The organism is Nocardia carnea (assembly GCF_029868325.1).
In the GTDB taxonomy this organism is placed as follows: Bacteria; Actinomycetota; Actinomycetes; order Mycobacteriales; family Mycobacteriaceae; genus Nocardia; species Nocardia carnea_C.
Genome location: NZ_JARWNW010000130.1, coordinates 1 through 16732, shown reverse-complemented (window position 1 = coordinate 16732; position 16732 = coordinate 1). Strand labels below are relative to the sequence as shown.

The following is a 16732-nucleotide window of genomic DNA, read 5'->3' as shown; positions in this document are numbered from 1 at the left end:
AGCTATCGGAGATACCGCGAGTAACAGTAGAAAGTGTGTTCGAATACCGGCGTGTTCGCTCTTCGGCGCGGGGGGCCCGCCCCGGCCGGGGCGGCCCGCCTCTCGTGTCTCTGTTGTAAGAGTTGCGTGCCCGGACCGGTCGCGCCGTCCGGACCGCCCATCGCTGTGCTGTCGATGACCTCATCGCTTCGATCGTTGCTATGGGAATCGCTTCGCGATGGCCGTGGCGACCGAATCCGGCGCGTCCTCCTGGATGAAGTGGCGTGCGTGTGGCAGCTCGACGATATCGAGATCGGTGAAGGCGGCCCGGATCCGTGGGATACAGGCGTTCGGCCGGAACACCGGATCTCGCATGCCCCACACCGCCAGGGTCGGCTTATCGCCCAGCGTGCCGGGGACATCCCGTGCGAGCCGGTCGAGTAGTGGACGGGCGGTGCGGATTTCTTTGGGCATCACGGCGAGGGCCTGCCGGGCCGCCGCGGTCGGCTGTACTGCGCGGTAGTGGTCGACCTCGGCGGTGGTGAGCGTGTGTCCCAATTCCCGCAGCAGTACGCGTTCGATGAGGAAATTCTGTTCGAGTATCCGGCGCTGTATCGGCCGGCTGCCCATGATCACGCTGAATACCCGATTTGCTCTCGCTTCGATCGGCCAGAACACGGTGTTGCCCAGAACGACTCCGCGCACTCGATCGGCACGTGACGTGGCTGCGCCCAGGCCGATGGGCCCGCCCCAGTCCTGGCCCATCAGTACGAAACCGTCGAGTTGCAGGTGATCAATCAGCTCGCCGAGGACTACGGTCTGTTCGGCAATGGTGTAACCGAAACCCGTGCGCCGTTCGGACAATCCGAAGCCCGGGTAGTCGACGGCGATGCATCGATATCGGTCGCGTAGGTCCTTCACAATCTGTCGATACAGGAAACTCCAGGTAGGGGAACCGTGACAGAACAGAATGGGGGTCCCCGAGCCCTCGTCGATGTAGTGGACTCGGCCGGCGGACGAGTCGAACCAACGCGACTCGAAGGGGTACAGATTCTCGTCGGGGACGAAGTCGATCAGCATATGGTGGTCCCTCCCTCCGGTGTCAGGCTAACTCCCGTGTGCCGGACCGGCTACGGGGAAAGGGGTCGTCCTCGAATAGTTACGGTACGTACCGTACTGTAATGGTATGACGATCAACCGCTGGCCCGATTCACTCGAGGTAGTGCAGGTCAGATTCGCCCGTCCGACCGATCGCCTCGAGGAGGTGACCCGGTTCTATGTGGAGGGGCTCGGCTTGAACGAGCTCTACCGGTTCGAGAACCACGCGGGTTACGACGGTGTGATGCTGGGGCTTCCGGGCACGGACTATCACCTCGAATTCACCACCCACGCCGACGGCAGCCCGGGGGACGCGCCGAGTAACGACAACCTGCTCGTGCTGTATTTCTCCTCGGAGGCTCGCATGTACGAAGCCGTGGAGCGGCTGGGGGAGTTCGGGGTCGAACCGGTTGCGACCGAGAATCCGTATTGGGCGGCGAACGGGGCGATCGCGTTCCCGGACCCGGACGGCTGGCAGGTGGTTCTCATGCCGCGGCCGGTGTTCTGATGGCGGGCCGAACCCGGGACGAGCGGATCGATACTGCCGTGCTGGCGGCGGCGCGTGCCGTACTCGACGCCGAGGGGTACGCGCGGATGACCATCGGCCGGGTCGCTACCGAATCGGGTGTTCATCGCCCGGCGATCTATCGGCGGTGGCCGTCCAAACGTCACCTGGTGGTCGATATCGTCGCTGATCTGCTCGGGCTCGAACCGACGGCAGATACCGGTGATCTCCGCGCGGATCTCGTGGCGTCCATGCGGGAGCTGGTCGTGGCAGTGCGTGATACCTCGCTGGGCCGGGTGCTGCCGGCGCTGGTGGCCGACCTCGCCGCCGACCCGGAACTCCGTGAACAGCTGTGGTCCAGCGTGTTCGGGCCGCGTCGTGACACGACGGCCCGTGCGCTGGAATCGGCGATCGAACGTGGCGAGATCGAGCCGGATATCGATATCGGTTTCGTGCTCGACGCGGTGGCCGCGCCGATCTATTTCCGTGCCCTGTTCCGGCATCTGCCGCTGCCGGATGAGCTGGCCGAGCAGTCGGTGGACGCGGTACTGGCGGCAATTCGGCGTAGTCCGTAACCCTGGCGCGCGGTTGGGCTCTGTGGTGACCACGGGATCCCGCGCGGTCAGTGTGCGGGTGTGGCGGGCGCCGGCGGGCCGGGTGTTTTCTCGCTCGGGCCGTAAACGAGTCGGCGCAACAGGTTTTCGGCAGGTCCCGGGCTTGCTCGCCGTTCGAGCCAGAGGGCGTAGGCGATCGTGATGATCCAGACGCCGATGGCGAACGCGGCCATACTCGCACTGCCGAGTTCGGCGCCGAGCCCGAGGCCCCAGGCCGCCAGCAGTGGCGCGCACAGCACCGACTGGGCCAGGTAGCAGGTCATCGAACGTTTACCCACCGCGGTGACCGAGTGTGCGAGCGGTCCGAGCGGGCGATCGGCCAGACGGCCGCCGATCAGTCCGAACACCGCGACATAACCGAGGCCGCACAGCAGGCCGGTGGCCATCTGTGGTGCCAACAATGCCGCCATCGCCGGTTCCATACCGCTGATCACCCCGGTGTGGGCGAGCGCGTGGACGAGCCCGAAGCCCCAGCCGATGCCGATCCCGGCGATCGCGGTCACCCACAGCAGCCGGCGGTGTTCCTGTGGCCGCTCCAATACCCGATGGCGCGCGGCCCAGAATCCGAGCAGGATCGATACGGGGACAACCAGACCGATCGGGCCCTGGACGACAGTTATCTGGACCGGCCACATCGTCATCCGCGCGACGGCGGCATCCCAGAAATTCTCCGCCGAGATGCTGGCATATGCCGCGTTCGCGAATCCCGGGTCGAATTCGCTGCCGGTGTCTTCGCCGGCCAGCACAGCCACCGCCCCGAGCGTGGAAAGGGCCGCCACCAGGGTGACGAGGGCAGTGCCGATCCCGGCCCAGATCAGCAGTGTGCGATCGGAGCGGCGCAGGAACAGCCACACCAGAACGAGGCCGGTGAGGCCGTACGCGCCGAGTATGTCGCCGCCCCAAAGCAATAGGGCGTGCACCGCGCCGAATGCGATGAGCCACAGGTTCCGGCGCTGAATCACGGACCGGACCTGTTTATCGGACAGCCCGCGCTGTTCTTGCCGCCGGGCGATCATCACCAGGCCGTAACCGAACAGGAACGCGAACATCGGGTAGACCCGCAGATCGACGGTGGTGATGAGGATTCCCTGCACCACGGTGTCGAGTGCCGAACCGTCCACGGGATGCGCGCCGGACGCCGAACGCTGCCCGCCGTACAGGTAGTAAGCCGTATTGGCCAGCACGATAAGGAGCAGCATGAACCCGCGGGCCAGATCCGGCCCAGGGATTCGTTCGCTTCCGCCCAGCGGTGCGGGACCGCGTGCCGTCGCCTGGTCGGTTGTCATGGCTACACCTCGGATGTGGTCGGGCGCGCGGTGATCGCGTGCGTGATGAGATCCGCCAGTTCGTCGGCGTGGGCTGAGAGATCGTGCTCGGGGTAGGAATGCCAGTAGGCGATCATCGCGTCGATCCCGGCCTGCACCGTGACGGCCATGACGCGGGTATCGAACGGGCGTAGTTCCCCGGAGGCCTGGCCGGTCCGGAACTCGGCTTCCAAACCCTGGTAGATGGATTCGTTGAATTGGTCGCCGTAGACCGGGCGCCCGTTCTCGTCGAGGAGATTGTGGAGCACCTCGGTCAGCGCCCGCAGTTCGGCGGGATTGGTGCGCACATAGTCGGCGACGGCTCGGATCCGTTCGCCGATCCGCCGCAGCACCGTTTCTTCTGCGGTAACCCGGGGCACCACGAATTCGGTGATCTCCGCGTAGACGTGTTCGACGAGCCGCTGCATCAGTTCGTCCTTGCCGGCGAAGTGATAGGAGATCACGCCTTTGCTGATACCGGCCCGTTCGGCGATCCGGGCGAGCGAGGCTTTCGCGTACCCGAGTTCGGCGAACACGGTGACGGCGCTTTCGAGAATCTGTCGCCGCCGGACCTCTTCGATGAGTGAGGGGCGACGAATCTGGCCGGTCGTACTGCTTTCTGGCCGCATGGTCAGATTTTAGACGTGCGGCCAGCAATCGGCAACGGCCTGTGTTTATGGCCGTTTACGGCGTTGATTCCGGTGAGGGCACGCGGTGTGGCAGCGCCCGACGGAGCGTTCGATCATCTCGACCGCAGCGGTTTTGGCGAGTTGCAGCTCTGCTTCGCCGACCCCCGCCTTGTGCAGGAATTCGATCCCTTGCATGACGGTGAACAGGGTCCGCGCGGTGGCCTCCGCATCGATGCCGGCGTCGATCTCGCCGACTTCCTGGGCTCTGGTGACCTGCCGGGTGAACAGTGCGAGCGTTCGGGAGTAGGCCTGGCGCGAGCGATCCCGGACCTGTTCGTCCTGGGCGCTCAGAGCTGCGGCGCTGTTGGCCATCAGGCAGCCCTGGGGAGGTAGGTCCAGGCGGCCGCCCTCTTCGAATGTGACGGCAGCCAGCAGTCCGTGCCACGGGCTGGGGTCGGCCGTGATCGCGTTTTCCAGTCCGGCGGCCTGGCGAGTGCCGTATTCGTCCAGGATTCGCAGGAACAGCTCGTGCTTGTTGCCGAACGCCCCGTAGAGACTCTGGGTGCCCAGTCCTGTTGCCTCCGTGAGGTCCTGGATCGAGGTGGCCGCGTAGCCGTCGCGCCAGAAGCGGGCCCTCGCGGCGGTGAGCACGGCCTGCTCGTCGAACTTCCGTGGCCTGGGCATACCTCGACTCTACCGGTTATTGAGTGAACCCTCAAATTTGACAACCGAGCCCTGTGGTGCGAATTATTGAGTAGTCACTCCATAACTTGATCGAAGGACGAGCCCATGACCGTAGGACCGCTCGAAGGCAAGACCGCGCTGGTGACCGGAGGATCCAGGGGTGTCGGCGCCGGCATCGTGGCCCGGTTGGCGGCGGACGGTGCGAATGTCGCGTTCACCTACGCCAGTTCCGGTGAGCAGGCCGAAGCCGTGGCAGCCGCCGCCGGTGGCACCGCGCACCCGATCCACGCCGACAGCCTGCACGAACAAGACATCGAGGCCGCCGTCGCGCAGACCGTCGACCGGTTCGGTGGCCTGGACATCCTCGTCAACAACGCCGGTATCGGCGCCTTCGGCCCGATCACCGATCTGAAGATGGACGAGATCGACGCCATGCTGACGATCAACGTCCGCTCGGTGATCGTCGCCATCCGCGAATCGCTGGTCCATCTGGGCGACGGCGGGCGAATCATCAATATCGGCAGCATCAACGCCGACCGCACGCCGTTCCCCGGCCAGTCGGTCTATGCCGCAACCAAAGGTGCCCTGGCGAGTCTCACCCGTGGTCTTGCGCGCGAACTGGCACCGCGCGGAATCACCATCAACAACGTCCAGCCCGGCTCGGTGGACACCGACGCCAACCCCGCCGACGGACCCAACGCATCGAACCTGCTCGGAGTAATGGCCACGGATCGATTCGGCACCTCGGCCGAAGTCGGCGCCTTCGTCTCGTATCTGGCCGGGCCTGACGCCGCCTATATCACCGGCGCCAGCCTGGACATCGATGGTGGATTCGGCTCCTGATTCCGCCGGTGGTGCTGCGACTTCGAGCGCGCGAGCGCCGGTCAGGAGCTGTGCACCGAAAGTGTTTCCAGCCAGGGATGTCCGGGGTGCACGCGGGCAAGCCACCCGGACAGCCGGGTCTGCCGTGACCGGTCCATCGCCGGGAGGGCGCGCAGGAAATCCGTCTCGTCTTTGGCTCGGCGGGCTTTCGCCTTGAACACAAGGACGGCTTCGGGGATCACATAAGGGATGCCGTCGGCGGTATGGAGGATCAGCTCGTCGTAGGGCAGGGTGATCGAGGTATCGCGGCGGCACACCCAGGTATCACCTCGGTGTGGTTCGCGGAATACATCGAGGTGATACAGCCCGGTCGCCGGATCGCGCAGCCAGGTCTGGTGCTGATCATCGGCTTCCTCGGGAAACGGCCAGACGTGCCCGTCGCCGACGACGTCCCATTCGTAGCCCGGGAGTGCGTTCGCGATATCGGCGAATCGACTGCTGGGCACACCGATTTCGAGGTCGGAATGCTCACGCCCCAGACCGCCGACGAACAGATCCAGCGCCCACCCGCCGGTGACGTACCAGTACGGCGGAGCGCTCGATAGCCGTGTGGCGGCTTCGGTGGGCGTCCAGGCTCGCCAGAGCCGGTCGCATTCCTCGGCAGACAACGGACGTCCGGTCATCTCCTACGGCCTCCTTCGCAAGGAAACCCCTCCTTTTGGGAGGGGGTTCCTTGTCTGTGGGGGAGTCAGGCCCGATCGAACTCGCCGGACTTGGTGCCGGAGAGGAAGGCGTCCCATTCACCAGGGGCAAACACCAGGGCCGGGCCCGTAGGGTTCTTGGAGTCCCGGACCCCCACCCGCCCGTCGGCCAGGTGTGCGGCCTCCACGCAGTCCTTGCCGCCATGGCTGCGGGTGCTCTTGAACCAGTTGGCGGCCGTCTGATCGTTCACGTTTGACGCCCTGTCACTGCTTTGAGAATGAGGCCCTCGGATCCGGCTACTGTATCCCCGGATCATCTCTGCCTCACGGAAGACCACGGCACTTCGCGAACGCCAAAAACGCATCCCATTCATCGGCGCTGAAGACCAAGGCCGGGCCGGCCGGATTCTTGGAGTCGCGAACGCCGACGAAACCTTTGTCCAGGTGTGCGGCCTCGACACACTCCTTGGTGCCGGAACTTCGGCTGCTCTTGAACCACCGGGCTCCGGGTAGGTCAGCGCTGTTCATGGTGCTCCTTCGCTATCTTCTTCACCAGGTCTCGGGTTCGTACTTCGTCGAGCGCGACGCGTCTGATGCCGTCGGCTGCCGTCTGGTATCTGTCGATTTCCTCTGGCCGCTCGAGGTATTGATCGCTGGTGTAGCCCTGAACGTACACAATCGGCGGTTCCGACAGCCATGTCGTCCGATGCGGCGGGAACTCCAGCAGGACGAACAGCCCCGCATCCAGGCCGACATGAGTGGCGGTGAAGGGGACGGCCCTGATCGAAACCTGGGGAAGTTCGCTCAGCTCGGCGAGGTAGTCGAGCTGTTCGGCCATCACCGCGGGGCCGCCGATGCGGTGTCGCAACGCAGCCTCACTGAGAAGGATTTCCACTTCCAGGCTGGGGTCGTCGTGTAACCGCGATTGCCGACGGCTCGCGATCTCGATGTGTTGCTCTACCTCTACGGTGCGCATCCCCGGATTCGATATCCAGATCATCGCGCGTCGGTACGGCTGCGTCTGCACGAGCCCAGGAAGCAGCGTCGGCGCGTAGGTCAGGAATCGACTGGCCGCCACCTCCAAACCCAGATACAGGTCGAAGTCCTTCGGTACCGCCTCGCGGTAGGCATGCCACCAAGACTTGTACGACAATCCGCTCAGAAGATCCAGAAGAACGTCCGTAACCTCCTGTGGTGCCTTGTAGATGCGGCACAGCTCCCGCACCTGCAATGCCGATATCCGGGTGGACTGCCCGGTCTCCAGGCGCCATAGAGTCTGGTGCCCCACGCCGATGGCCTGCCGGGCTGTTTGCACGCTGACGCCCGAAGTCTCACGCAAATGCCGTAGCTGCCTTCCCAGCATCCGTCGCGCGAAGGTGCTGTCGGTCTCCCTGTCCATGACTCCCTCTCCCCTTTGCACGGGCCTCCATATCCCGCACTGGAACGCAGTGTGACCCCGTACTGGAATGCGTGGGGGTCGAAATCTGGAATGTTGCAGATTTTCTCAGGAATTGACCTGTCGGAAGCTTCCAATAGCGGCTTCAGTGCTTGTCTACTGATGGCGCACCCGGCGCAGGCCACCTCCCAGAACCACTGGGAGACACCAGTTCAACGCCAGGAGCGCCGCGAACTGGCGGTCCATCATTCACAGTTGGTCGCTGATGCCGTGCTGGACCCTGCGCCGGGTGCTTGCCAAGACTATTCCAGGAGCAGGGGACAACTCTTGTCTGTCAACGGATTTCAGGAGCATGGACGATCATCCGGGTCCGGGCCGGGACTGCTACCGAAGCGGGTTCGCGGATCTTCTGGGATCTCGGGAGCGCCTGTAGCTGTCCTGCCGCCGATCGAGCGATTGGAGCGCATCGCAGCCGCCGTGCGTCGTTGGTGCGCGGATTCGGAGGACCCGCGTGACCATCGATGAGCGTCCGAAGGCAGTTGCGCTGGTCCGGCGTGACGTTCCGGTATCCGTCGTCGACTTGTACGCGCTGGCGGAAAGGCACGGCTATCGGCTCGTGTTCACAGTGTTCACGGATGCAGGGCCGAAAGGTGCTGCGCTGGCGTTGGCCCGGCACGCGGGTGAGCACGGCGCGGCCGCCGTTGTCGTGCCGGGCTTCGAACACGTGGATGCGATCCGCCACCTGGTCACCGATAACGCCGCGCTGATCACCCCGATGCGCCTGTACCCACGCGGTCACCGTTGGGATCCAGGCGAACGCCAGCAGCAGGTGAATGGCTGACGTGGCGCTGATGCAGCTGGCGCTCGGTCTACTCGGTCTCACCATCGCCCTGTGGTGGCCCGACCAAGGACACTGAACCCGGCGTAGTCCCGGCCAGGGTGACAGCAACGTCCATGCGGGTGGTTTCGGATGGAATCACATCTGTGCAGCTCATCGGTAACGCAGCCGGTCAGCCGAGGTAGCGGTCGATAAGATCATCCGCATGCCCTTCACCCTGCGAGCAAGTGCTGGTCGTGCGGCCGCGGTGTCGATATCGGCGGTAGCTGCCGGTGCCATCGCGTTCGGCGGGGCCGAAGCCGCCGCCTCGCCGTTTCCGGTCCCGCCGCTGACGGAGACCGCGGCGGCGGGGACCGAGGGGCTCGATCCGTTGCTGGCGCTCGCGTACACCATGGCCGAGCGGGAAGCGCATGCCGCGGGGGTGCCGATGTGGATCAATTCCGGTTATCGCAGCCCGGCCGAACAGCAGGCGATGTGGGAGGACGGGCTGCGTACCTACGGCACGCCGGAGGAGGCGCGCCGCTGGGTGCTGCCGCCGGAGGAGTCCACGCACGTCACCGGCCGGGCCGTCGATATCGCCCCGCGCGACGGTGCCGCCTGGCTGGAGGCAAACGGCAATCGGTGGGGGCTGTGCCGCACGTTCGACAACGAATGGTGGCATTTCGAGCTGGTCACCATCCCGGGGACGGCCTGTCCGCCCCGGGTGCCCGACGCCGCCCACCGCTGAGGCGTGGATCCGCGCCGGGCGTGCGCTCACGGAACAGTTCAGGTGCTGGATACTGCGCGGAGTTCGTCCAGGTACTCCTGAGTCCGCGGGTCGTCGGGGAAATGGGCCATCAGTTCCCGCCCGACCTCGCCGCCGATGCACAGCAGTGAGGGCAGCGACCGGCGTTTGGATTCGAAGGCCTGCAGCCCCTCCGAGACCGCCAGTTCGAGATCGCGGCCGCGGGCGGCGACCATTGCCAGGGTGAGGTGGGCTTCGGCGACCCGCATCGGGTTGCGGACCGTGCCGTCCAGGGTGGTGGAATCGGCCAGTACGGCGTGGGCGAACCGTTCGGCGCGCACATCGTCGCCGACCACCCGGCAGCAGTCCATGGCGTAGAAATCGAACTTCTGCGGGTCGACGACGAAATGGTTCTCCAGGTCTTCGGGGTGGCCGAGGCGGTCCAGCAGCATGCGGCCTTGCGCCAGTGCCGCGTCCACCGCGCTGCGGTCGCCGAGGCGGGCCCAGGCTTTGGCGCGCTGGGCGGCGAGCTGGACGCCGACGCCGCTGTCGGCGCATTCCGGCGGTACCGAATCGACGGCCTGGATGACCCCGCGGTTGTTGCCCTGGGTGAGTGCGAACCAGGCCGCCAGTTCCGAACTCCATCCGATGATTTCGGTGTTCCCGGATTCCAGGCCCAGCGATCGGGCGGCGCGCCGGGTGGCCTCGGCGCCGCCGCGGCGCCCGAGATCGTATTCGAGACAGCCCAGGAGCAGCGCGACCCAGCCGGCGAGTTCCAGGACTTCCTTGTGCTGGGCCAGCGTCAGCCGGCTGTCGAGCAGGGCCGCGATCCGCCGCAGCCAGCCCGATGCTTCACGGTGCAGTTGGTGGGCATCGGTGGAGGCGTAGTCACGGCACAGGCGTTCGGCGGTGATCCGGACGGCGTCGAGGGTGGCGGTCGAAACATCGGACATCCGTAGCCGTCCCATGAATTCGAGCGTGTCCATACCGGTCGCGGTGAGCAATTCGTCATCGCGGCTCGGGCGGGCCTTGGGGAAGAAGGCCGCGGCGACGGTGTCGAAGGCGGCGGCGATGAGGGGAGCGTAGAAATCGTCGGGGCGTGATTCGCCCGATTCCCAACGCCGCCAATTACGTAGCAGGGTGCTGTCGGTCGGTAGATTCTGGGACGATTTGGCGCGTAGCGCGCGTACCGCCTCGGCCTGTGACCACCCACGCGCATCGCGTTCCGAGCGCATCCGGATGGCCCACAGCGGACGATCTTCAGCAGCAGTCACGCCGCCAGTATTGCACCAGCAAACTTTTCGTGGACCCCATAGGGCATGAAGATGTCCCCCGCATGACCTCTTCTGCATGCGTTCGGCGTCGGTCATGCTCGAATCGGACCGGCTCCGTGCCGGTTCAAGCAACACCCCCGCGAACGCGGGAGGAGATCCCGGAGCAGGAAATGGTTCCCCGCCGCAGGGCAGGGAAGGATTCAGGAGGTTCGGGTGGAAGCGTTGGTATATGGGTATTTACGCGACGATCTGGCCGCGGGCGACGGCGACGATATGGAGGCCGCGCTACGTGAGCTGGCCGATGCCCACGGATTATGCTTCGCCGCGACATTCCACGAATCACAGGCGGGTGACGGAACGGCATTCGCCGAACTGACCCGGGAACTCCAACGGGCGGATGCCCACCACGTGGTGGTGCCCTCGCTCGATCACCTCACCGGCCAGACCATTCCACGCGAACTGCTGATCGCGAAACTGGCCAACGACGCCGCCGCCCGCATCTGGTCGGTGGCGAGCTGAACCGGCGGCCCGGCGGCTCGGCGTCCCCCCTCAGCGTCCGAAGCCGCCGGGCCCCCGCCGGCGCAGATACTTCTCGAATTCGGCCGCGATGGCATCGCCGTCGATCTTGGCCATGACCTCGTTCACGTCGATCGCGGCGTCACCGCGTTCCTCGAGGGAATGCACATACTCGGCGATCTCCTCGTCGGCGACGGTCATCTCGTTCACCGTCGACTCCCATTCCTCGGCCTGCTGCGGCAGCTCCCGCAACGGCACCTCGATATCGAGGACATCCTCCACCCGATGCAGCAGCGCGATCGTGGCCTTCGGATTCGGCGGCTGCGAGACATAATGCGGAACGGCTGCCCAAAAGGACACCGCCGGGATACCGGCCTTCACGCACTGGTCCTGCAGCACGCCGGTGATCCCGGTCGGGCCCTCGTAGCGGGTCTGTTCCAAGCCGAACCGTTCGGCCGCCTCCTTGCTGTAGGCCGAACCCGTCACCGGCACGGGCCGGGTATGCGGGGTATCGGCCAGCAGCGCCCCGAGGATGACCACCGTCTCGACGCCGAGCTGATCGATGAGCTCCAGGAGATCCGCGCAGAACCGGCGCCACCGCATATTGGGTTCGATCCCGCGTAGCAGGACCACATCGCGGTCGCTACCGGGCGGGGAGCACACCGACAGCACCGTCGCCGGCCACACGATCTCGCGGGTGACGCCCTCGACCTGGCGAACCATCGGCCGGTTCACCTGATAGTCGTAGTAGTCCTCGGAATCGAGTTCGGCCAGCGGCCGCGCATCCCAGATCAACTCCAGGTGCTCGACCGCGCCGCTGGCCGCGTCACCAGCGTCGTTCCAGCCTTCGAAGGCGGCAACGAGCACCGGGTCACGCAACGCGGGCAGTTCCCGATCCACCGGAGATTCACTCGAGCTCACCCAAGCCAGCCTACGGTGCGGGTCGTGACCGGCGCGCAGTATCGCATCCCCCGCGCCTGTCGCGGCCGGTCGCGGGGCCTGCGCGGGGGTGGGCGGAGGCGCACGTGACTGCCGGTGCCGCGGGTCTCCCGCCGGGTGCGGACGCCGCCCCGCCGGGACAATGGCGAGCCCGGCCGGGACGTTCCCGGCTGTGGCCGCCCCCACAGGTGTGAACTAGGCGAACATCGTGACGGTGGCGCCCACTACTCTGGAATCCATGTCTGCCTCCCGCCCCGCCGAGTTCGATACCACCTTGCTCGACACGCTCAGCCGCCGTGTCGTGATCGGTGACGGGGCGATGGGCACGATGTTGCAGGCCGTGGATCTCACGCTCGACGATTTCCGCGGCCTCGAAGGATGCAACGAGATCCTCAACGACACCCGCCCCGAGGTGCTGCGCAATATCCACCGCGCCTATTTCGAGGCCGGCGCCGACGCCGTGGAAACCAATACTTTCGGCTGCAACCTGCCCAACCTCGCCGACTACGATATCGCCGACCGGATCCGGGATCTGTCCGAGAAGGGCACCCGGCTGGCCCGTGAGGTCGCCGACGAAATGGGTCCCGGCGCCGACGGGACGCCTCGTTACGTCCTCGGCTCGATGGGCCCGGGCACCAAACTGCCGACCCTCGGTCACGCCCCCTATGCGAGCCTGCGCGACGCCTATGTCGAGGCCGCGCTCGGCATGCTCGACGGCGGCGCCGATGCGGTACTCATCGAAACCTGCCAGGACCTGCTGCAGGTCAAGGCGGCGATCAACGGCACCCGCCGGGCCATGGAACGGGCCGGACGCCGTATTCCGATCATCACCCACGTCACAGTCGAGACCACCGGCACCATGCTGGTCGGCAGCGAGATCGGGGCAGCGCTCGCCGCCCTCGAGCCGCTGGGTATCGATCTGATCGGGCTCAACTGCGCGACCGGCCCGGACGAGATGAGCGAACATCTGCGCTACCTCTCGCAGCATGCCCGCATCCCCGTCTCCGTGATGCCGAACGCCGGTCTGCCGGTACTCGGGGCCAACGGCGCCGAGTACCCGCTGACGCCCGAGGAGCTGGCCGCGGCGCTGCGCGGTTTCGTCGCCGACTACGGCCTGGCCCTGGTCGGCGGCTGCTGCGGCACCACCCCCGAGCACATCCGTCAGGTCGCCGAAGCCGTCCGCGAGGTGGAAACCACACTGCCGCCGATCGCGCAGCGCCGCACCCCGCAGCCGGAACCGAGCATTTCCAGCATGTACACCGCGGTGCCGTTCGAACAGGACGCCAGCGTGCTGATGATCGGCGAGCGCACCAACGCGAACGGGTCGAAGGCGTTCCGGGAGGCCATGCTGGCCCAGGACTGGGGCAAATGCCTCGATATCGCCAAAGACCAGACCCGCGACGGCGCCCACCTGCTCGATCTGTGCGTCGACTACGTCGGCCGCGACGGTAGCGCCGATATGTCGGAACTGGCCTCCCGGCTGGCCACCGCCTCCACCCTGCCGATCATGCTCGACTCCACCGAGCCGCCCGTACTGCAGACCGGGCTCGAGCACCTCGGTGGGCGCTGCGCGGTGAACTCGGTGAACTACGAGGACGGCGACGGACCCGGCTCCCGGTTCCAGCAGATCATGAGCCTGGTCGCCGAACACGGCGCCGCGGTGGTCGCGCTGACCATCGACGAGGAAGGGCAGGCGCGGACCGCCGAGCACAAGGTCGCCATCGCCGAACGGCTGATCGCCGATATCACCGGCAACTGGGGCCTGCAGGTCGGCGATATCATCATCGACACCCTGACCTTCACGCTCGGCACCGGCCAGGAGGAATCACGCCGCGACGGCCTGGAAACCATCGAGGCCATCCGTGAACTCAAACGCCGCCACCCCGGAGTGCAGACCACGCTGGGCCTGTCGAATATCTCCTTCGGCCTGAATCCCGCCGCCCGCCAGGTCCTGAACTCGGTGTTCATGCACGAATGCGTGCAGGCCGGCCTGGACAGCGCCATCGTGCACGCCTCCAAGATCCTGCCGATGAGCCGGATCCCCGACGAGCAGCGCGAAACCGCCCTCGACCTGGTCTACGACCGGCGCCGCGAAGGTTACGACCCGCTGCAGAAGCTGATGCAACTCTTCGAAGGCGTGTCGACGGCCGATTCGCGGGCCTCGCGCGCCGACGAACTGGCCGCGCTGCCGCTGTTCGAACGCCTCGAACGGCGCATCGTCGACGGTGAACGCGCCGGGATGGACGCCGATCTCGACGAGGCGATGCGCGAGGTGCCGCCGCTGAAGATCATCAACGAAACCCTGCTCTCGGGGATGAAAACGGTCGGCGAACTGTTCGGCTCGGGACAGATGCAGCTGCCGTTCGTGCTGCAGTCGGCCGAGGTGATGAAGGCGGCCGTGGCGCATCTGGAGCCGCATATGGAGGCCACCGACGACAGCGGTAAGGGTCGCGTGGTGCTGGCCACCGTCAAGGGCGATGTGCACGATATCGGCAAGAACCTGGTCGACATCATCCTGTCCAACAACGGCTACGAGGTGGTGAACCTCGGGATCAAACAGCCCATCGCCAGCATTCTCGATGCCGCGGTGGACAAGAAGGCCGATGTGATCGGAATGTCGGGCCTGCTGGTGAAATCCACCGTGGTGATGAAGGAGAACCTGGAGGAACTCAACAGCAGGGGAGTGGCCGGCCAGTTCCCCGTGCTGCTCGGTGGCGCCGCGCTCACCCGTTCCTATGTGGAGAACGATCTCACCGATGTCTACGAGGGCGATGTGCACTACGCACGCGATGCCTTCGAAGGTCTGCGGTTGATGGACGAGATCATGGCCGTCAAACGCGGGGACGGACCCGATCCGGACAGCCCGGAGGCGGAGGAGCGGCGGCGGAAGGCCGCCGAACGGAAAGCCCGCCACGAACGTTCGCGGCGGATCGCCGAGGAGCGGCGGGCCGCCGAAACGCCGATCGTGGTGCCGGAACGGTCCGATGTGGCCGCTGATGTGCCGGTGCCGGTTCCGCCGTTCTGGGGCACCCGTGTGGTGAAAGGGCTCCCGGTCCACGAATATTCGGGCCTGCTGGACGAACGGGCCCTGTTCCTCGGCCAGTGGGGGCTGCGGGGACAACGCGGCGGTGAAGGACCCAGCTACGAGGAACTCGTGGAATCCGACGGCCGGCCGCGGCTGCGGGCCTGGCTGGACCGGCTCAGCACCGAAGGCGTCCTGCAGCATGCGGCGGTGGTGTACGGGTACTTCCCGGCGGTGTCCGAGGGCGACGACGTGGTCGTGCTCACCGAACCGGAACCCGATGCGCCGCAACGGTACCGCTTCACCTTCCCGCGCCAGCAGCGCGACCGGTTCCTGTGCGTGGCCGATTTCATCCGCTCCCGTGAGCACGCCCGCGAGACCGGACAGGTCGATGTGCTGCCGTTCCAGCTCGTCACCATGGGGCAGCCGATCGCCGATTTCGCGAACGAACTGTTCGCCGCCGACAACTACCGCGACTACCTGGAGGTGCACGGAATCGGCGTCCAGCTCACCGAGGCGCTCGCCGAATACTGGCATCGCCGGATCCGCGAGGAACTCACCCTCGACGGGCACGCCATCGCCGAATCCGATCCGGCGGATGTGACCGAATACTTCAAACTGGGTTACCGCGGTGCCCGCTACTCGTTCGGTTACGGTGCCTGCCCGGAGCTGGAGGACCGCGCCAAACTGGTGGACCTGCTCGACGCCGGGCGGCTCGGTGTCACGTTGTCGGAGGAGTTGCAGCTGCATCCCGAACAGTCCACCGATGCGTTCGTGCTGTTGCATCCGGAGGCGAAGTACTTCAATGCCTGAGCCGGGCTAAACACCCGTCTGATGTGATTGTGGTCACTTTTACGTGTCACTACTGTGCCGCCCGCCGGGGCTACCCGTGGAAACCGCAGGTGACCGGTGCGCGAGCGGGCCCGAAATCCCGTACTGCCCGCAGGGGTTCGGGGTGCCGGAGCGTACGATTTCCGGGAATTTCCGCCGAGGTTCCCGCGGAACCAGAAATCCGGACAAAGCCGTTCGGGTGCGTTGCACGCGCCGGGTCGACGCGGAACCGTAGGCAACCGCCTGTGACGCGCGGAGTGCTGGACGACTCGGCGGCAAGCAGAAGGGGCCACGACTTCAGATGAGCAAGGATCGGCTGATAGCCGGACGTTATCGGCTCACCGATCCCATCGGCACCGGTGCCATGGGAGTGGTGTGGCGGGCGCTCGATATCCGGCTGCAGCGCACCGTCGCGGTGAAACAGGTGCTGCTCGGCCCGAACCTGACCGAACAGCAGACCGCGGAGGCGCGTAAGCGCGCACTACGTGAAGGCCGGATCGCCGCGCGCCTGCATCACCCCAACGCCATCTCGGTGTTCGACGTCGCCGACGAAGACGGGCAGCCGTGGCTGGTCATGGAATACATGAACGCGCCCAGCCTGGCCAACCGGCTGAACCTCGACGGCACGCTCGCGCCGCTGAAGGTCGCCGAGCTCGGCGCGCAGGCCGGGGGGCCGCCCCGCGGCGCGCCCCCCCCCCCGGACGGTGGGCCGGGGGTGGTTAACCGGCGGCCCGCGACATGAAGTACGGGTGTTTGATAACCTTCGGTTTCTTACCGCGCCCCCGACCGGCCGGATCGGGGTCGACCAGCCATTCGTACCAGCCGTCCAAGGGGATCAGGCAGCAGCGGTATTTCA

18 protein-coding genes are annotated in these 16732 nt (G+C 66.2%); 8 read left to right on the top strand and 10 right to left on the bottom strand.

The genetic code is table 11. From position 1 onward, the window contains the following. Positions 1–198 precede the first annotated feature (198 nt). Positions 199–1059, bottom strand: a complete 861-nt coding sequence (locus QH196_RS09240; RefSeq protein ID WP_280415344.1) for a haloalkane dehalogenase — start codon at positions 1057–1059, stop codon at positions 199–201. 106 nt (positions 1060–1165) lie between these two features. Here QH196_RS09240 and QH196_RS09235 point away from each other — a divergent pair, with 106 nt between their 5' ends. Together QH196_RS09235 and QH196_RS09230 are read left to right on the top strand one after the other, a co-directional pair. Continuing rightward, positions 1166–1585 carry a VOC family protein gene (locus QH196_RS09235; RefSeq protein ID WP_280415343.1) on the top strand — a complete coding sequence of 140 codons (420 nt, stop codon included), beginning with the start codon at positions 1166–1168 and terminating at the stop codon, positions 1583–1585. Continuing rightward, positions 1585–2157, top strand: a complete 573-nt coding sequence (locus QH196_RS09230; RefSeq protein WP_280415342.1) for a TetR/AcrR family transcriptional regulator — start codon at positions 1585–1587, stop codon at positions 2155–2157. Before QH196_RS09235 ends, QH196_RS09230 begins: the two co-directional genes overlap by 1 nt. A 47-nt stretch (positions 2158–2204) precedes the next feature. On the opposite strand, the gene QH196_RS09225 is transcribed toward QH196_RS09230, so the two are convergent. From QH196_RS09225 to QH196_RS09215, 3 genes are read right to left on the bottom strand one after another with little or no spacing between them, the layout of a single operon-like run. Continuing rightward, positions 2205–3482, bottom strand: coding sequence for a DUF418 domain-containing protein (locus tag QH196_RS09225; RefSeq protein ID WP_280415341.1), 1278 nt, complete (start codon positions 3480–3482; stop codon positions 2205–2207). A gap of 2 nt (positions 3483–3484) precedes the next feature. Beyond that, positions 3485–4129 carry a TetR/AcrR family transcriptional regulator gene (locus QH196_RS09220; RefSeq protein WP_280415340.1) on the bottom strand — a complete coding sequence of 215 codons (645 nt, stop codon included), beginning with the start codon at positions 4127–4129 and terminating at the stop codon, positions 3485–3487. A gap of 45 nt (positions 4130–4174) precedes the next feature. Continuing rightward, positions 4175–4813: a TetR/AcrR family transcriptional regulator gene (locus QH196_RS09215; RefSeq protein WP_280415339.1), complete on the bottom strand. Its 639-nt coding sequence runs from the start codon at positions 4811–4813 to the stop codon at positions 4175–4177. Positions 4814–4918: 105 nt separating this feature from the next. Here QH196_RS09215 and QH196_RS09210 point away from each other — a divergent pair, with 105 nt between their 5' ends. After that, positions 4919–5656, top strand: a complete 738-nt coding sequence (locus QH196_RS09210; protein ID WP_280415338.1) for an SDR family oxidoreductase — start codon at positions 4919–4921, stop codon at positions 5654–5656. A 41-nt stretch (positions 5657–5697) separates the two neighbouring features. Here the strand turns inward: QH196_RS09210 and QH196_RS09205 are convergent, their stop codons facing one another. From QH196_RS09205 to QH196_RS09190, 4 genes are all read right to left on the bottom strand, one after another. Further along, positions 5698–6318: a nucleotidyltransferase domain-containing protein gene (locus tag QH196_RS09205; protein WP_280415337.1), complete on the bottom strand. Its 621-nt coding sequence runs from the start codon at positions 6316–6318 to the stop codon at positions 5698–5700. 65 nt (positions 6319–6383) lie between these two features. Continuing rightward, positions 6384–6587, bottom strand: a complete 204-nt coding sequence (locus QH196_RS09200; protein WP_280415336.1) for a DUF397 domain-containing protein — start codon at positions 6585–6587, stop codon at positions 6384–6386. 73 nt (positions 6588–6660) lie between these two features. Beyond that, a complete protein-coding gene (locus tag QH196_RS09195) occupies positions 6661–6864 on the bottom strand; it encodes a DUF397 domain-containing protein (protein WP_280415335.1) in 204 nt (67 codons plus the stop codon). Beyond that, positions 6851–7735: a helix-turn-helix domain-containing protein gene (locus tag QH196_RS09190; protein WP_280415334.1), complete on the bottom strand. Its 885-nt coding sequence runs from the start codon at positions 7733–7735 to the stop codon at positions 6851–6853. Before QH196_RS09190 ends, QH196_RS09195 begins: the two co-directional genes overlap by 14 nt. A 508-nt stretch (positions 7736–8243) precedes the next feature. Here QH196_RS09190 and QH196_RS09185 point away from each other — a divergent pair. Next, positions 8244–8573 (top strand): hypothetical protein, encoded by a 330-nt coding sequence (locus tag QH196_RS09185; RefSeq protein WP_280415333.1) that lies wholly within the window; start codon positions 8244–8246, stop codon positions 8571–8573. 202 nt (positions 8574–8775) lie between these two features. Next, positions 8776–9297: a M15 family metallopeptidase gene (locus tag QH196_RS09180; RefSeq protein WP_280415332.1), complete on the top strand. Its 522-nt coding sequence runs from the start codon at positions 8776–8778 to the stop codon at positions 9295–9297. Between the two features lie 38 nt (positions 9298–9335). Here QH196_RS09180 and QH196_RS09175 read toward each other — a convergent pair whose 3' ends face one another. Then, positions 9336–10568, bottom strand: coding sequence for an XRE family transcriptional regulator (locus QH196_RS09175; RefSeq protein ID WP_348538057.1), 1233 nt, complete (start codon positions 10566–10568; stop codon positions 9336–9338). A gap of 213 nt (positions 10569–10781) precedes the next feature. On the opposite strand from QH196_RS09175, the gene QH196_RS09170 reads away from it, so the two are divergent. Next, positions 10782–11087: a hypothetical protein gene (locus tag QH196_RS09170; RefSeq protein ID WP_062978552.1), complete on the top strand. Its 306-nt coding sequence runs from the start codon at positions 10782–10784 to the stop codon at positions 11085–11087. Between the two features lie 30 nt (positions 11088–11117). Here QH196_RS09170 and QH196_RS09165 read toward each other — a convergent pair whose 3' ends face one another. Further along, a complete protein-coding gene (locus QH196_RS09165) occupies positions 11118–12005 on the bottom strand; it encodes a PAC2 family protein (RefSeq protein WP_280415331.1) in 888 nt (295 codons plus the stop codon). A gap of 256 nt (positions 12006–12261) precedes the next feature. On the opposite strand from QH196_RS09165, the gene metH reads away from it, so the two are divergent. Both metH and QH196_RS09155 read left to right on the top strand, forming a co-directional pair. Continuing rightward, positions 12262–15858: a methionine synthase gene (gene metH, locus QH196_RS09160; protein WP_280415330.1), complete on the top strand. Its 3597-nt coding sequence runs from the start codon at positions 12262–12264 to the stop codon at positions 15856–15858. Positions 15859–16177: 319 nt separating this feature from the next. After that, positions 16178–16618: a protein kinase domain-containing protein gene (locus QH196_RS09155; protein ID WP_280415329.1), complete on the top strand. Its 441-nt coding sequence runs from the start codon at positions 16178–16180 to the stop codon at positions 16616–16618. The last annotated feature ends 114 nt before the right edge of the window (positions 16619–16732 follow it).